The organism is Hymenobacter artigasi (assembly GCF_012275535.1).
Lineage (GTDB): Bacteria > Bacteroidota > Bacteroidia > Cytophagales > Hymenobacteraceae > Hymenobacter > Hymenobacter artigasi.
Map to the genome: position 1 here is coordinate 493,757 of NZ_JAAVTK010000002.1, position 14,941 is coordinate 508,697.

The 14,941-nt window shown below is 55.7% G+C and carries 15 protein-coding genes; all 15 read right to left on the minus strand.

Annotated features, from left to right (window positions below; translation table 11 throughout):
• Positions 1 to 27: 27 nt before the first annotated feature.
• A complete protein-coding gene (rpsC, locus tag HBN54_RS05685) occupies positions 28 to 918 on the minus strand; it encodes a 30S ribosomal protein S3 (protein WP_168672180.1) in 891 nt (296 codons plus the stop codon).
• A 6-nt stretch (positions 919 to 924) separates the two neighbouring features.
• Positions 925 to 1,371, minus strand: coding sequence for a 50S ribosomal protein L22 (rplV, locus tag HBN54_RS05690; protein ID WP_168672181.1), 447 nt, complete (start codon positions 1,369 to 1,371; stop codon positions 925 to 927).
• A 1-nt stretch (position 1,372) separates the two neighbouring features.
• Positions 1,373 to 1,651, minus strand: coding sequence for a 30S ribosomal protein S19 (gene rpsS / locus HBN54_RS05695; protein WP_068191730.1), 279 nt, complete (start codon positions 1,649 to 1,651; stop codon positions 1,373 to 1,375).
• 3 nt (positions 1,652 to 1,654) lie between these two features.
• A complete protein-coding gene (rplB, locus tag HBN54_RS05700; protein WP_168672182.1) occupies positions 1,655 to 2,482 on the minus strand; it encodes a 50S ribosomal protein L2 in 828 nt (275 codons plus the stop codon).
• A 49-nt stretch (positions 2,483 to 2,531) separates the two neighbouring features.
• Positions 2,532 to 2,819: a 50S ribosomal protein L23 gene (rplW, locus tag HBN54_RS05705; RefSeq protein WP_168672183.1), complete on the minus strand. Its 288-nt coding sequence runs from the start codon at positions 2,817 to 2,819 to the stop codon at positions 2,532 to 2,534.
• Positions 2,819 to 3,457, minus strand: coding sequence for a 50S ribosomal protein L4 (gene rplD / locus HBN54_RS05710; protein ID WP_168672184.1), 639 nt, complete (start codon positions 3,455 to 3,457; stop codon positions 2,819 to 2,821). Before rplD ends, rplW begins: the two co-directional genes overlap by 1 nt.
• An 8-nt stretch (positions 3,458 to 3,465) precedes the next feature.
• On the minus strand, positions 3,466 to 4,086 hold the full coding sequence (rplC, locus tag HBN54_RS05715) for a 50S ribosomal protein L3 (protein ID WP_168672185.1): 621 nt from the start codon (positions 4,084 to 4,086) through the stop codon (positions 3,466 to 3,468).
• A 187-nt stretch (positions 4,087 to 4,273) separates the two neighbouring features.
• Positions 4,274 to 5,542 carry an O-antigen ligase family protein gene (locus tag HBN54_RS05720; RefSeq protein ID WP_168672186.1) on the minus strand — a complete coding sequence of 423 codons (1,269 nt, stop codon included), beginning with the start codon at positions 5,540 to 5,542 and terminating at the stop codon, positions 4,274 to 4,276.
• A 96-nt stretch (positions 5,543 to 5,638) separates the two neighbouring features.
• Positions 5,639 to 5,944, minus strand: coding sequence for a 30S ribosomal protein S10 (rpsJ, locus tag HBN54_RS05725; RefSeq protein WP_035567915.1), 306 nt, complete (start codon positions 5,942 to 5,944; stop codon positions 5,639 to 5,641).
• Positions 5,945 to 5,983: 39 nt separating this feature from the next.
• Positions 5,984 to 8,122: an elongation factor G gene (gene fusA / locus HBN54_RS05730; RefSeq protein ID WP_168672187.1), complete on the minus strand. Its 2,139-nt coding sequence runs from the start codon at positions 8,120 to 8,122 to the stop codon at positions 5,984 to 5,986.
• 110 nt (positions 8,123 to 8,232) lie between these two features.
• Positions 8,233 to 8,700: a 30S ribosomal protein S7 gene (rpsG, locus tag HBN54_RS05735; protein WP_035567919.1), complete on the minus strand. Its 468-nt coding sequence runs from the start codon at positions 8,698 to 8,700 to the stop codon at positions 8,233 to 8,235.
• 116 nt (positions 8,701 to 8,816) lie between these two features.
• Entirely contained in the window at positions 8,817 to 9,239 is a 423-nt protein-coding gene (gene rpsL, locus HBN54_RS05740) for a 30S ribosomal protein S12 (RefSeq protein ID WP_035567920.1), read from the minus strand.
• A gap of 308 nt (positions 9,240 to 9,547) precedes the next feature.
• Complete coding sequence (locus HBN54_RS05745; RefSeq protein ID WP_035567389.1) at positions 9,548 to 9,871, minus strand: DUF3467 domain-containing protein; 324 nt, start codon at positions 9,869 to 9,871, stop codon at positions 9,548 to 9,550.
• A 7-nt stretch (positions 9,872 to 9,878) separates the two neighbouring features.
• Complete coding sequence (locus tag HBN54_RS05750; protein ID WP_168672188.1) at positions 9,879 to 10,187, minus strand: hypothetical protein; 309 nt, start codon at positions 10,185 to 10,187, stop codon at positions 9,879 to 9,881.
• Positions 10,188 to 10,257: 70 nt separating this feature from the next.
• The gene (rpoC, locus tag HBN54_RS05755) at positions 10,258 to 14,610 is read right to left on the minus strand and encodes a DNA-directed RNA polymerase subunit beta' (protein WP_168672189.1); all 4,353 of its coding nucleotides are present in this window, start codon (positions 14,608 to 14,610) and stop codon (positions 10,258 to 10,260) included.
• Positions 14,611 to 14,941 lie beyond the last annotated feature (331 nt).

Consider the following 14,941-nt stretch of genomic DNA (forward strand, 5'->3'; position numbering starts at 1 on the left):
AACGAAGCGAAATGCGCTTGACTTATTCTAGCGACGTGGGCCGCGAGCGGCACCACCGGCAGCACCACCACCTTGGGCGGGGCCGTTGCGGCGGGGACCGGCGTTGTCGCCGCGAGGAGCACCACCGCCGGCGTTGCTGCCACGGTCGTTGCCACCACGGCCACCAGCACCACCGTCACGACGCGGGCCGCGGTCGCCTTCACGACGCTCGCCACGGGGGCCACGGTCGTCACGACGTCCACCGGCATCGCCACCGGGGTTGGTGAGCTGCTGGTTGGGCGAGAGGTCGGGCTTGCCGAACACCTCACCACGCATTACCCACACCTTGATGCCGATTTTGCCATATACGGTCTGAGCTTCCGACAAAGCGTAGTCGATATCAGCGCGCAGCGTGTGCAGCGGCGTACGACCTTCTTTGTACTGCTCCGAACGGGCAATTTCAGCACCGCCAAGACGGCCACCGCACTGAATCTTGATGCCTTCGGCACCAACACGCATTGCAGCCTGAATCGACATCTTCATGGCGCGACGGAAGGAGATACGAGCGGCCAGCTGCTGGGCGATGCTCTCGCCTACCAGTTTGGCATCCAACTCCGGACGCTTAATTTCGAAGATGTTGATTTGAACGTCTTTGCTGGTGATTTGCTTCAGCTCGTCCTTAATCTTATCAACCTCCTGGCCGCCTTTGCCAATCACCACACCCGGACGGGCCGTGTTGATGGTGATGGTGATGCGCTTCAGGGTGCGCTCAATCACAATGCGGCTGATGCCACCTTTCTGAATGCGTGCATTGATGTACTTGCGGATTTTCTCGTCCTCCACCAATTTCTCGGCGAAGTCCTTGCCGCCGTACCAGTTCGAGTCCCAGCCTTTGATGACTCCCAAGCGGAAGCCAACCGGATTTACTTTCTGTCCCATATTAAATTAGGATTTGGCGTCGGCCTTAGGGTTATCGGTAGTACCAACTTGCTTAGCGTGCTCGGTGGTGTTTTCAGCTTGCGCACGAGCAGCTTTCGAACCGGCTTTCTCCACTTTCGTGTCGATTTTCAGGGTCACGTGGTTGCTGCGCTTGCGGATGCGGTGGCCACGGCCCTGGGGGGCGGGGCGCAGGCGCTTCAGCTGGCGTCCTTCGTCCACGAAGATTTCGCTGATGTAGAGGTTTGCGTCCTCAATCCGCTCTTCTTCGTTGTGCTGCTGCCAGTTGGCCAAGGCCGAAAGGAGCAGTTTCTCAATCTTCTCGGCGCCGATGTTGGCTTCGAAGCGCAACAGGCCGAGGGCCTGGGTCACTTTCTTGCCGCGCACGAGGTCGGCCACCAGTCGCATCTTACGAGGCGAGGTCGGCACATTGCGGAGTTTTGCTACTGCTTCCATCTTAGCGCTTGCCTTTATCTTTTTTGGCGACGTGACCACGGAAGTTACGCGTCGGGGCAAATTCGCCCAACTTGTGTCCTACCATGTTCTCGGTCACATACACCGGGATGAACTTATTGCCGTTGTGAACAGCGAATGTGTGGCCAACGAAATCGGGGGAAATCATCGAGCGGCGCGACCAAGTCTTTACCACTGATTTTTTACCGGCCGTTTCGAGTGCCGTGACTTTCTTTTCCAGCCGGAAGTCAATGTACGGCCCTTTTTTGAGTGAACGTGCCATATATTACTTCTTGCCTTTGCGGCTCACAATCAGGTTCTCCGAATACTTGTTCTTGTTACGGGTCTTCTGGCCCTTAGCCAAAATGCCGTTACGGCTACGCGGGTGACCACCCGACGATTTGCCTTCGCCACCACCCATGGGGTGGTCGACAGGGTTCATAACCACGCCACGAACGCGGGGACGACGACCAGCCCACCGGTTCCGGCCAGCCTTACCCATCACGGTGTTCATGTGGTCTCCGTTCGATACCGTGCCGACCGTGGCCATGCAGGTAACGAGCACCATGCGCATCTCGCCGGAAGGCAATTTGAGCGTGGCGTACTTCTCTTCGCGGGCTACGATTTGGGCGTAGGTGCCGGCCGAGCGGGCCATGGCCGCACCCTGGCCGGGCTGCAATTCGATGTTGTGGAGGATGGTACCGAGGGGAATCTCGCGCAGCGGCAAGGTATTGCCCACTTCGGGAGCCACACCGGGGCCCGATACAATCTTCGCACCTACCTGCATGCCGGCGGGAGCGATGATGTAACGTTTCTCGCCGTCAGCGTAGCTGAGCAGGGCGATGCGGGCGGTCCGGTTGGGGTCGTACTCGATGGTCTTCACCGTGGCGGGCACACCGGCCTTGTCACGCTTGAAGTCCACAATACGGTACTGGGTTTTATGACCACCACCGATGTAGCGGTTGGACATTTTACCGGAAGAGTTCCGGCCACCCGATTTGGGGAGGGAAGTCATCAACGACTTCTCCGGGGTCGACGTCGTAATCTCGTCGAACACCGGCGCAACGCGGTGGCGTTGCCCTGGGGTTGTTGGTCTGAGTTTTTTAAGTGCCATTACTAGCTAGTTGTGCTTTTGCGGCGAGAGAATCTTTTGTTGGCGAAGCCTAGAGGTTGCTATAGAAGTCGATTACATCGCCTTCTTTCACGGTCACAATGGCTTTTTTGCCATTGGAACGACGGCCGGAAACCTGGCCGCCTTTGGTACCTTTCGATTTGATTTTGCCAATGGTGCGCATCGTGTTGATGTCGGTTACCGTCACGCCGTACAGCGTTTCGATGTCCTTCTTGATTTGCACTTTGTTGGCGGTGCGCTCCACTTCGAAGGTGTAGCGACCTTTCTCGTTGAGGCCGGTGGCCTTTTCGGTAATGATGGGGCGTTTCAGCGTGCTCATTATTCGGCGGTGCTATAGAGTTCAACCAATGAAGCCATGCCGTCTTCTGAAATCAGGAGCGTGTCCGTGTTCAGCAGGTCGTGGGTGTTGAGGCCGATGGGCGTCGACACTTTCACTTTCTGCAGGTTGCGGGCGCTCAGGAGCACGTTTTTGTTGACCTCACCGGTCACGAGCATGGTCTTTTTGCCAGTGTTCAGCTTGAGGCCGTCCATGATGGCAACGAAGTCCTTGGTGCGGGGAGCAGTCATGGCAATGTTCTCCACGATGGAGATTTTGCCATCCTTCGCCAGGCTCGACAAAGCCGAGAGGCGTGCTACGCGCTTGGTCTTCTTGTTCAGCTTGAAGCCGTAGTCGCGGGGCTGGGGACCGAACATGCGGCCACCACCAACGAACACACCCGACTTCATGCTGCCGGCTCGGGCGCCGCCCGTACCTTTTTGCTTCTTGAGCTTCTTCGTGGTGCCGTGCACCTCGTTGCGCTGCTTGGACTTGTGCGTGCCCTGGCGCTGGTTGGCCAGGTACTGCTTCACGTCCAGGTACATCACGTGCTCGTTTACTTCGAGACCGAAGATGGCGTCAGACAGGGTCACCTTGCGGCCGGTGTCTTCGCCTTTGAGGCTATATACTGCGAGTTCCATCGTATCGTCTATTTCTCGATTACCACGTAAGAATTCTTAGCACCGGGAATCGAGCCGCTCACCAGAATCAGGTTCTTGTCGCCTACTACGCGCATCACCTTCAGGTTCTGCACTTTCACGCGGTCGTTGCCCATCCGGCCACCCATGCGCATTCCTTTGAATACGCGCGAAGGCCAGGAGCAGGCACCGATAGAACCAGGGTGACGCAGGCGGTTGTGCTGACCGTGGGTCTGGCCACCAACACCCTGGAAGTTGTAACGCTTTACAACACCCTGGAAACCCTTGCCTTTGGAAGTACCAACCACGTCAACAAACTCGCCTTCCTCGAAGAGGGTAGCGTCGATGGTTGCGCCGGCGGCGTAGGTCGATTCGGCGTCGAGGCGGAATTCAACCAGTTTTTTCTTGGGGGTAGTACCGGCTTTAGCGAAGTGACCAGCCAATGCTTTGGTGGTGTTCTTCTCTTTTTTCTCGCCGTACCCAATTTGAATGGCGGTGTAACCGTCATTCGCGATAGTCTTAACCTGCGTCACTACGCACGGACCCGCTTCGATGAGCGTGCAGGGAATGTTTTTCCCATCCGGAGTGAAGAGGCTTGTCATACCGATTTTTTTACCGATGATGCCAGGCATTCTATTTGGTTATTAATGAACACTAAAAGAAAACGGCCGAGTGCCGTTTTCGCTAAGGGAGTGCAAAGATAGGAAAAAAGACTGGGGCATCCCAATGATGCAGAGAAATATTTTCGCAGTGAGGCTGTTAGCTCTTTTAGAGGGCCCCTCCCCTGCTCATTATTATCCTTGCAGGGAATTGGGAATATCAGGCGGGACGCCAAGTTGGGTCCGGGTCGTCGTGGGGTAACGAACCCTGCAGAGCCAAGAGTAAGAAGAATACCGCGAAGGCAAGACCAATCTGCGTTTCCAGCGTGTATTCGACCAAGAAGGACAAGGCAATACTAACGTACTGCGCCAATAGTAGTGGAGCGTGTTTCTTTCGGGCCCACCAAGCGGGGTAGAACAGACTCAGGCAGAATACCAGTAGCCCAATACTACCATAGGCCGCAAGGTTATACAAGTATTGGTTGTGGGGCATTATGTAAAAATCCGACGTGAGCTGGGGGTACAACGCTGCATAGCGCTTGGCCATCTCACCTTCCAGATTTGGTTTCCCTACTCCGGTCAGCTTGTTATCACGCCACACCGCAAGCGCCGCCTGGTATGAATATACCCGAGCCGAAATAGAGAAGTTCTTGCCTTCGGAGCTCTCCTGTACTTTGCTCACATCTTCCTGGGTATTGTAGACCCGGTTGCGGAAAGTGGGAAAGGCAAAATAGCTTACTACTGGCAGCATTATCAGCACAGTGGCCAGCACGGCAGCTTTTCGCCATTGCTTTTTACCAAATGCCAACCATAATACTGCTAGTCCACCCAAAGCATAGAAGGTCATTTCTCCGCTTCGCACGGCCAGCAAGTGTAAGAAAAGTACCATTCCTACGATGGAAGCCTTTGCCCAGGTGCGCCACCGTGGGGCCACCGTATGATGAGCAACCAGCAGTACGACAGCGGCAATTGCCATGGTAATCATGATGCTGAACCGAATGTGGTCTGGCTCCGTCGGCATCACTTTGGAGTGCATGTATGACTCGTTGATTTGCTGTGCATGCAGCAGGTAGTTGATTGTAGCTCCCGAAGCTGCCAGCACCGTCATGGCTATAAATATCCACCACAGCCCGCGTAGGTAGCGGCTGGGTAGTGGTGGCAACAACCAGAAGGAAAGCGGCAGCATCAGAAAAGGCAGTTGCATGCCCAGGTCAAACCGATATTCATCCATGTTTACCGCCTGGGTATGAATCCCAGCCAGTAAATGAAGCACGAATACCATTGCAATGCTTCCGAATACTGGCCACAACGAACGATTGGCAATTCGTTTATGCACCAAGGCGAAAACCACACTTGTCACCGCCAGCCCTCCCATGGCAATACCCAATGCTACCCTCAGCCAATTGACCAGGAAAATACTGATGATAATGCAGGCACAGAAGAAGAAAGCTGAACGATGTAGGCGCGCAATGGAAAATACAGAAAGCATGAATGGTATATAGTGGCACCGCAAGTTCGAAAGAAAAAGCCCCACCACGACGAATCATGGTGGGGCTTTAACTCAATTAATACTGAAATCGAATCCTCAGACTTTGATTTCTACGTCAACGCCGCTGGGCAACTCCAGCTTCATGAGGGCATCTACGGTCTTCGACGAAGTCGAGAAGATGTCCACGAGGCGCTTGTAGGTGCAAAGCTGGAACTGCTCCCGGCTCTTCTTGTTCACGTGGGGCGAGCGCAACACGGTGAACTTCTCTTTTTGAGTCGGCAAAGGAATCGGGCCGCTTACGATGGCACCGGTGGCCTTCACTGCTTTCACGATTTTCTCGGCCGATTTGTCTACGAGGTTGTGGTCGTAGGACTTCAGCTTAATGCGAATTTTCTGGTTCATTGGGGGTTTTGGTCCGATTGACCAAGTTAGTGACCGGTATTATTTACTTCCTTTTACTTTGGCAATGATGGCCTCAGCCATGTTGCTCGGCACCTGCTCGTAGTGCGAGAACGTGAGCGAAGCCGAAGCCCGACCCGACGAAATCGTACGGAGTGCAGTTACGTAGCCGAACAGTTCCGACAGGGGAACATCGGCCTTAATCAGCTGAGCACCGCCTTTGGTGTCCATTCCTTTCATCAGACCACGACGACGGTTCAAGTCACCGGTTACGGGACCCGTGTACTCGTCGGGACACACCACTTCCACGCTCATGATGGGCTCGAGCAATTTCGGGCCAGCCTGGCGGGCAGCTTCGCGGAAACCACCACGGGCGGCGAGTTCGAACGACAGGGCGTCCGAGTCAACGTCGTGGAAGGAACCGTGGTAGAGACGCACTTTCATGCCCTCAATCGGGAAGCCGGCCAACGGACCTTGCTTCATAGCTTCTTCAAAACCCTTCTGGATGGGGGCAATGAATTCGCGGGGGATAACACCACCCACAATAGCGTTGTCGAACTCGAAGCCGGGCTTTTCCGGGTCGGTCTCTTTCGGACCGAGTTCAAACACGATGTCGCCGAATTTACCGCGGCCACCGGTCTGCTTCTTGTATGTTTCGCGGTGGTCGACTTTCTTGGTGAGAATCTCCTTGTAGGCTACCATTGGGGCACCCTGGTTGATTTCCACTTTGAATTCGCGACGCATACGGTCGATGATGATTTCAAGGTGCAACTCACCCATGCCACGGAGAACGGTCTGGCCCGTCTCGGGGTCGGTGTTCACTTTCAGCGTGGGGTCTTCCTCGATGAGCTTGGCGATAGCCATGCCCATTTTATCAACGTCGGCCTGCGTCTTCGGCTCAATAGCGTAGCCGATTACCGGCTCGGGGAAGCTCATCGACTCTAGGACGATGGGGTACTTCTCTTCGCTCAGTGTGTCGCCGGTGCGGATGTCTTTGAAGCCAACACCAGCAGCAATGTCGCCCGCCTGGATTTTGTCAATCGGGTTCTGCTTGTTGGAGTGCATCTGCATGAGGCGCGAGATACGCTCTTTCTTGCCGGTGCGGTTGTTGAGCACGTACGAGCCAGCGTCCAGCACGCCGCTGTAGCAGCGGAAGAAGCACAGACGGCCTACGAACGGGTCGGTAGCAATTTTGAAGGCCAGCGCGGTGAACGGCTCCGTGTTGTCGGGGTGACGCTCAATTTCGGCCCCGGTGTCGGGGTCGGTACCGATGATGGCGGGCATGTCGAGGGGCGACGGCAGGTAAGCCATAACGGCATCCAGCATCGTCTGCACACCCTTGTTTTTGAAGGCTGAGCCGCACAATACGGGCGAGAACTTCATGTCGATAACCGCCTGGCGGATAACAACCATCATCTCCTCTTTCGTAATGGAATCGGGGTTGTCGAAGAATTTCTCCAGCAAAGCGTCATCATACTCAGCTACGCTCTCAACGAGCTTCTGACGCCACTCGGCTACGGTCTCAACGAGGTCCTCGGGAACGGGGATTTCGTCGTACGACTTGCCTTCGGTTTTGTCGTCCCACACAATGGCTTTGCCAGTGAGCAGGTCAACTACGCCTTTGAAGGTATCTTCAGCGCCAATTGGAATCTGGAGGGGAATGGGGTTAGCGCCCAGTTTCTCCTTAATTTCGTTTACAGCCTTGAAGAAGTCGGCACCGGCACGGTCCATCTTGTTCACGAAGCAGATACGGGGCACGCTGTACTTGTCAGCCTGACGCCATACGGTTTCCGACTGCGGCTCAACGCCCGAAACGGCGCAGAACAGTGCGACGGCACCGTCAAGCACACGCAACGAACGTTCTACTTCTACCGTGAAGTCAACGTGGCCGGGAGTGTCAATCAGGTTGATTTTGTACTGGTGGGTATCCGGCGTAGGGTCACCCTTCACATCGGTAGGGTAGTTCCAGAAGGTAGTGGTGGCAGCCGAGGTAATCGTGATGCCGCGCTCCTGCTCCTGCTCCATCCAGTCCATCGTGGCGGCACCATCGTGCACTTCCCCGATTTTGTGGGTTTTACCCGTGTAATACAGAATACGCTCCGACGTCGTGGTCTTACCGGCGTCGATGTGCGCCATAATCCCAATGTTGCGGAGGTATTGAAGTTCTTTGTTGACGGCCATGATTTAGGTTGGGGTCTTAGGGACTAGGGGTCTTAGGGTCTTGGGCTGTTCAACGGTTATACTCGTCAAATAAATCCAAGTCCCTAAGACCCCAGGTACCTAATGGCTATTTAGAAACGGAAGTGCGAGAAGGCCTTGTTGGCCTCAGCCATGCGATGCGTGTCGTCTTTTTTCTTCACGGCAGCGCCTTCGCCTTTGGCAGCAGCGATGATTTCGCCAGCCAGCTTGTCCTTCATGGTCTTCTCACCACGACGACGAGCGTACTGAATCATCCACTTGGCACCTACCGAAATGCGGCGGTCAGCACGCACTTCAATCGGAACCTGGAAGGTGGCACCACCTACGCGGCGGCTTTTCACTTCCACGGTGGGCATCACGTTGTTCAACGCTTTGCGCCACATTTCGAGGCCGCTCTCCTTGGTGCGCTGCTCCACGAGGTCGCAGGCGTCATAGAAGATGGTGTACGCCAGGTTTTTCTTACCGTCGTACATCATGTAGTTCACAAAGCGGGTTACCAGCGTCTCCTTGTACTTAGGGTCCGGCAGCAAGATGCGCTTTTTTGGTTTTGACTTTCTCATTGTATAGGGTCTTGGGGACTTGGGGGCTCGGGGACTTAGAGCGGTTGGCATTGGGCCCTGGCCGTCGAAACGATAGCCAAAACCCTAAGTCCCTAAGCACCCAAGACCCTAATGATTTATTTCTTCTTCTTAGCGGGTGCACCCTTCGCTGCTGCGGCGGGCTGACCGGGCTTCGGACGCTTGGCACCGTACTTCGAACGACGCTGGGTCCGGCCGCTTACACCGGCGGTGTCCAGGGCGCCACGGATAATGTGGTAGCGAACACCTGGCAAGTCTTTAACCCGGCCGCCACGAATCAGCACGATGCTGTGTTCCTGGAGGTTGTGGCCTTCACCGGGGATGTATGCGTTTACTTCCTTACCGTTGGTAAGGCGCACACGGGCCACTTTGCGCATAGCCGAGTTCGGCTTCTTAGGCGTGGTGGTATACACGCGAGTGCATACGCCCCGACGCTGCGGGCACGAATCAAGGGCGGGCGACTTCGACTTGGTAGTCAAAGCCTCACGGCCTTTCCGTACTAACTGATTGATGGTTGGCATTTAAGGAATGGTTTGTTTGGAGCCGTTTGCCCCTAAAATTTGGCTTGCAAAGGTAAGATTATTTCGCCGCAATAGCAAACAGCGTGAGGATGTTAATTTTCAGATAGCTGCGAATTGCCCTGACGGGTCACCTCACCCCCCGGCCCCCTCTCCCGCGGAGAGGGGGAGCCTGACGATTTTCGTTTGCCGCATTACCGGTGTCCCCTCTCCGCGGGAGAGGGGGCCGGGGGGTGAGGTGACCCATCAGGCCGACACAGAAAAGCGCCTCCATTGCAACATGGAGACGCTTACGCAACTAGAGCTTGGCCCTACGCCTCCCCTACCGCGCCACCAAAGTTCATCGGGTAGCTCGGCGCTTCGTTCTGCATCTTGATGGGGCCGAAGGCGGCTTCAAACCGCTCAATGTTCTCGGTGAGGGCTTGCAGGAGGCGCTTGGCGTGCTCGGGCGTGACGACGATGCGCGCCTTCACCTTGGCCTTTGGCAGGCCGGGCATCATGCGGATGAAGTCAATCACGAATTCGCTGTTGCTGTGCGCAATCATGGCGAGGTTGGCGTATTCGCCCTCGGCCATGGCTTCGGAAAGCTCGATGTTGATGGCGTTGGGGTCCGGATTTTGGTCGGTGGGTTGCATGAGGTGATTATAAAGATTCCTGATTCTGTTTTCGAGCTTTTACCTTGTTGTTGTGGCTTATTATCCATGTGCCAAACAGAACAGGAATTACAAAGAGTGTAGCAACAGCTACGACAATTTTAGCGTCATGACCGATTGCTGGGAAGAGTTTGACAAGCAACTCATCTCCTGACTTCCATATTTTTGTCGCTAATACATCAAAGGCAGGTGATAAATACTTACTGCATAATCCCCAACTGAACAGCAGGAGTATCATATACAGAACGAACCTGACTATTTCCGGCAGACGGTTATATAACTGTAAGGCGCGCTTCATGGCCGTAAAGGAAAACAAAAAAGCCGACCGGTTTGCACCGGTCGGCTTCTTCTTGCTTTAAAGGGCCAGCTTACTCAGCCGACACTTCGCGCTTGCCAGCACGGCTGGGGCGCTTGGCGGGAACGGCCGCTTCAGCCGCCTGGGCGGCTTGGGCAGCTTCCATCTCCTCTTTCGAGCCGACAATCTGACGCGTGTACTCGCGCAAACCGGTACCGGCCGGGATGAGGTGACCGACGATTACGTTCTCCTTCAAGCCCAGCAGCTGGTCGGCCTTGCCACGGATGGCGGCTTCGCTCAACACTTTGGTCGTCTCCTGGAAGGAGGCGGCCGAGATGAACGAGGCCGTACCCAGCGAGGCCTGCGTGATGCCCTGCAGCGTGGGACGCGATACCGAAGGCTGCGCGTCGCGCACTTGCACAAGGGCAAGGTCGCGGCGTTTCAGGCTGCTGTTCTCGTCGCGGAGGCGACGAGCCGTCACAATCTGACCGGGCTTCATGTTGCTTGAATCACCGGCTTCGGTCACCACTTTCATGTCGATAATCATGTCGTTCTCGGCCATGAAGATGATTTTATCAATCACCTGATTTTCGAGGAACGACGTGTCACCGGCATCCAGAATCACCACTTTCTGCATCATCTGGCGAACAACCACCTCGATGTGCTTATCGTTGATTTTCACACCCTGCAAGCGGTACACCTCCTGAATCTCGTTCACGAGGTACTCCTGCACGGCGCCGGGGCCCTGAATGCTCAGGATGTCCGAAGGCGTGATGGCACCATCCGACAGCGGCATGCCGGCGCGGATAAAGTCGTTGTCCTGCACCAGAATGTGCTTCGACAGCGGCACCATGTACTTCTTCTTGACACCGTCTTTCGACTCGACATAGATTTCACGGTTACCGCGTTTCACGGTGCCGTAAGTTACTACGCCGTCGATTTCCGATACCACGGCGGGGTTCGACGGGTTCCGGGCTTCGAAAAGCTCCGTTACACGCGGCAGACCACCGGTGATGTCGCGGGTCTTGCCCACCGAGCGAGGAATCTTGGCGAGGATGTGACCAGCCGTGATTTTCTCGTTGTTCTCAACGTTCAAGTGCGAACCCACCGGGATGCTGTAGCCCTTCTGACCTTCGGCGTCGCCCTTTTTGCCAGGGCGAACGATGATAGAAGGGTTCTGGTCTTTGGCCTTCGACTCGATGATGACCTTCTCGCGGTGACCGGTCTGTTCGTCCGATTCCTCACGGTAGGTGATGCCCTCGGTGATGGCGTCGAACTGTACGGTACCATCAAACTCAGCCAGAATAACGGCGTTGTAAGGGTCCCAGTTGTTCAGCTCTGTGCCTTTCTCTACTTCCTGGCCTTCCGTTACGAGCATGAATGAGCCGTAGGGAACGTGGTTGGAAGTGAAGACGCGGCCGGTGCCTTTCTCCACGATGCGAACTTCGCCCGAGCGGCCCATTACCACGGCACCCTTCACGCCTTCCGGCGTCACGGTAGCCACGGTACGAACGTCCTCGAACTCCACCACACCAGCGAATTTGGCTTTGATGTTGGACTCCACGGCAATGTTGGAAGCCGTACCACCTACGTGGAAAGTACGCAGGGTCAGCTGCGTGCCGGGCTCACCAATCGACTGAGCAGCGATAACACCTACTGCCTCGCCACGCTGTACCATGCGGCCCGAAGCCAGGTTACGGCCGTAGCACTTGGCGCAGATGCCGCGCTTGCTTTCGCAGGTCAGTACCGAGCGGATTTCCACCGATTCAATGCTCGTGGCATCGATGCGGCGGGTCGTGTCTTCCTTGATTTCGGAACCCGAAGTCAGGAGTACTTCACCGGTCAGCGGGTCGATGATATCGTGAACCGTTACGCGGCCCAGGATACGCTCGGCCAGCGGCTCCACGATGTCCTCGTTGTCTTTCAAGGCGAAGGTTTCGATACCGCGCAGCGTGCCGCAGTCCGGCTCGTTCACGATAACATCCTGCGAAACGTCCACCAGACGACGGGTCAGGTAGCCGGCGTCAGCCGTCTTCAGAGCCGTGTCGGCCAGACCTTTACGGGCACCGTGCGTCGAGATAAAGTACTCGATTACGTCGAGGCCTTCTTTGAAGTTCGACAGAATCGGGTTTTCGATAATCTCGCCAATCGAGCCTTGCAGCGACTTCTGGGGCTTGGCCATCAGGCCACGCATCCCGCCCAGCTGACGAATCTGCTCGCGCGAGCCACGGGCTCCCGAGTGCATCATCATGTAGATGGAGTTGAAGCCCTGGTCCTCTTTTTCCAGGCGGCCCATCAACGTCTCCGTAATTTGGTTGTTGATGCGCGTCCAGATGTCAATAACCTGGTTATAACGCTCGTTGTCCGTAATCAGACCCATCTGGTAGTTCTGGGTTACGGCCTTCACGTCGTTCTGCGCCTGCTTTACCAGCACGTCCTTCTCCATCGGGATTTTGATATCGCCGAGGCCCATGCTCAAGCCGCCTTTGTAGGCCGACTGGAAGCCGAGCGTTTTGATTTCGTCTAGGAACTGCGCGGTACGAGCCATGCCCGTGCGCTTGAATACCGTCGATATGATTTGCTGGAGCTTCTTCTTGGTCAGCAACTCGTCCACGAAACCTACTTCTTCCGGCACAAGCTGGTTGAACAGCACGCGACCGGCTACGGTATCCACAATTTTGGTTACCAAGTCGTCGTTTTCGTCACGAATCTGCGTCCGCACCTTGATGAAAGCGTGCTTAGAAAGCTGCCCTTCGTTGATGGCGATAACAACCTCTTCGTCCGAGTAGAAAACCCGGTCTTCACCGACAATCTTCTCGTTTTCGGTGCTGCGCTTGCCTTTGGTCACGTAGTAGAGACCCAGAACCATGTCCTGCGACGGTACCGCGATGGGCGCGCCGTTGGCGGGGTTCAGGATGTTGTGCGAGGCCAGCATGAGCATGGAGGCTTCCAGAATAGCGGCCGGGCCGAGGGGCACGTGCACAGCCATCTGGTCACCGTCAAAGTCAGCGTTGAAGGCCGTACAAACGAGGGGGTGCAGCTGGATAGCCTTGCCCTCGATGAGGCGCGGCTGGAACGCCTGGATACCCAGACGGTGAAGCGTAGGAGCCCGGTTGAGCAGCACTGGGTGGCCTTTCAGCACGTTTTCCAGGATGTCCCAAACGACTGCGTCCTTGCGGTCCACAATTTTCTTGGCCGATTTCACCGTCTTCACAATGCCGCGCTCGATGAGCTTGCGGATGATGAACGGCTTAAACAACTCGGCCGCCATGTTCTTGGGTAGGCCGCACTCGTGCAGCTTCAGCTCCGGACCAACGACGATTACCGAACGACCCGAGTAGTCCACCCGCTTACCGAGCAGGTTCTGACGGAAGCGGCCCTGCTTGCCTTTCAGCATATCGGACAGCGACTTCAGAGCGCGGTTTCCTTCGGCGCGCACGGCGTTCACCTTACGCGAGTTGTCGAAAAGGGAGTCAACAGCCTCTTGCAGCATGCGCTTTTCGTTCCGCAGAATCACTTCAGGAGCCTTGATTTCAATCAGGCGCTTGAGGCGGTTGTTGCGGATGATAACGCGACGGTACAGGTCGTTCAGGTCGGAAGTGGCGAAACGGCCACCGTCAAGCGGAACGAGGGGACGCAATTCCGGGGGAATAACGGGCACCATGCGGATGACCATCCACTCGGGGCGGTTTTCCACGCGGGTTGCGGCATCACGGAACGCCTCTACTACACGCAGACGCTTCAACGCTTCAGCCTTACGCTGCTGCGAAGTTTCGTGGGCAGCGGAGTCACGCAGCGAGTAGCTCAGCTCGTCCAGGTTGATGCGCTCCAGCAGCATGTGCAGGGCATCGGCACCCATGCGGGCGATGAACTTGTTGGGGTCCTCGTTGGGCAGCATCTGGTTCTCGCGGGGGAGCTTGTCGATGATATCCAGGTACTCATCTTCGGTGAGGAAGTCGAGAATCTGTACGCCTTCTTCCGCCAGCGAGCCGGGCTGTACAACTACGTAACGCTCGTAATAGATAATCTGGTCGAGCTTCTTGGTGGGCAGGCCCAGCAGGTAGCCAATTTTGTTGGGCAGCGACTTGAAGTACCAGATGTGGGCAACGGGAACCACCAATTCGATGTGGCCCATGCGCTCACGACGCACTTTCTTCTCGGTCACCTCCACGCCGCAACGGTCGCAAATAATGCCCTTGTAACGAATCCGCTTGTACTTGCCGCAGTGGCACTCCCAGTCCTTCACAGGACCGAAAATGCGCTCGCAGAACAGACCACCCATTTCGGGCTTGTACGTGCGGTAGTTGATGGTTTCAGGCTTCACCACTTCGCCGGTGCTGCGCTCCAGAATTGCTTCGGGCGAGGCCAGCGAAATCGTGACTTTGGAGAAGTCCTGAACTACTTTCTTGTTTTTTGCGAAAGCCATTTGATTGGGGTTAAGCTAGTAGCTGTTGGCTTTGAGCTGCCTGATTCTTCGCCGTTCGCCAGAAGGGCGCAAGAGAATCAGAACAGGTTGACGCTTCAAAAAGTGCCTTTGCGTAACAGATAGGTATGTCGGGCAAAAGCACTTCAAAAAGGTCTAAAATTTAAAACTGCGGGCAGGCTGAATGATAAAAAGGCCTTCGATTAAGATTTACTAGGGGTTGATGCTGCACTGACCATATCTCGGAACAGCCCCCGCTCCTCTTTCACCGAAGCGTTTTCTCATCTTTCGTTACCAGAGTCGCTCAATCAGCGCCTCCTGTTGCCTGCCGGGC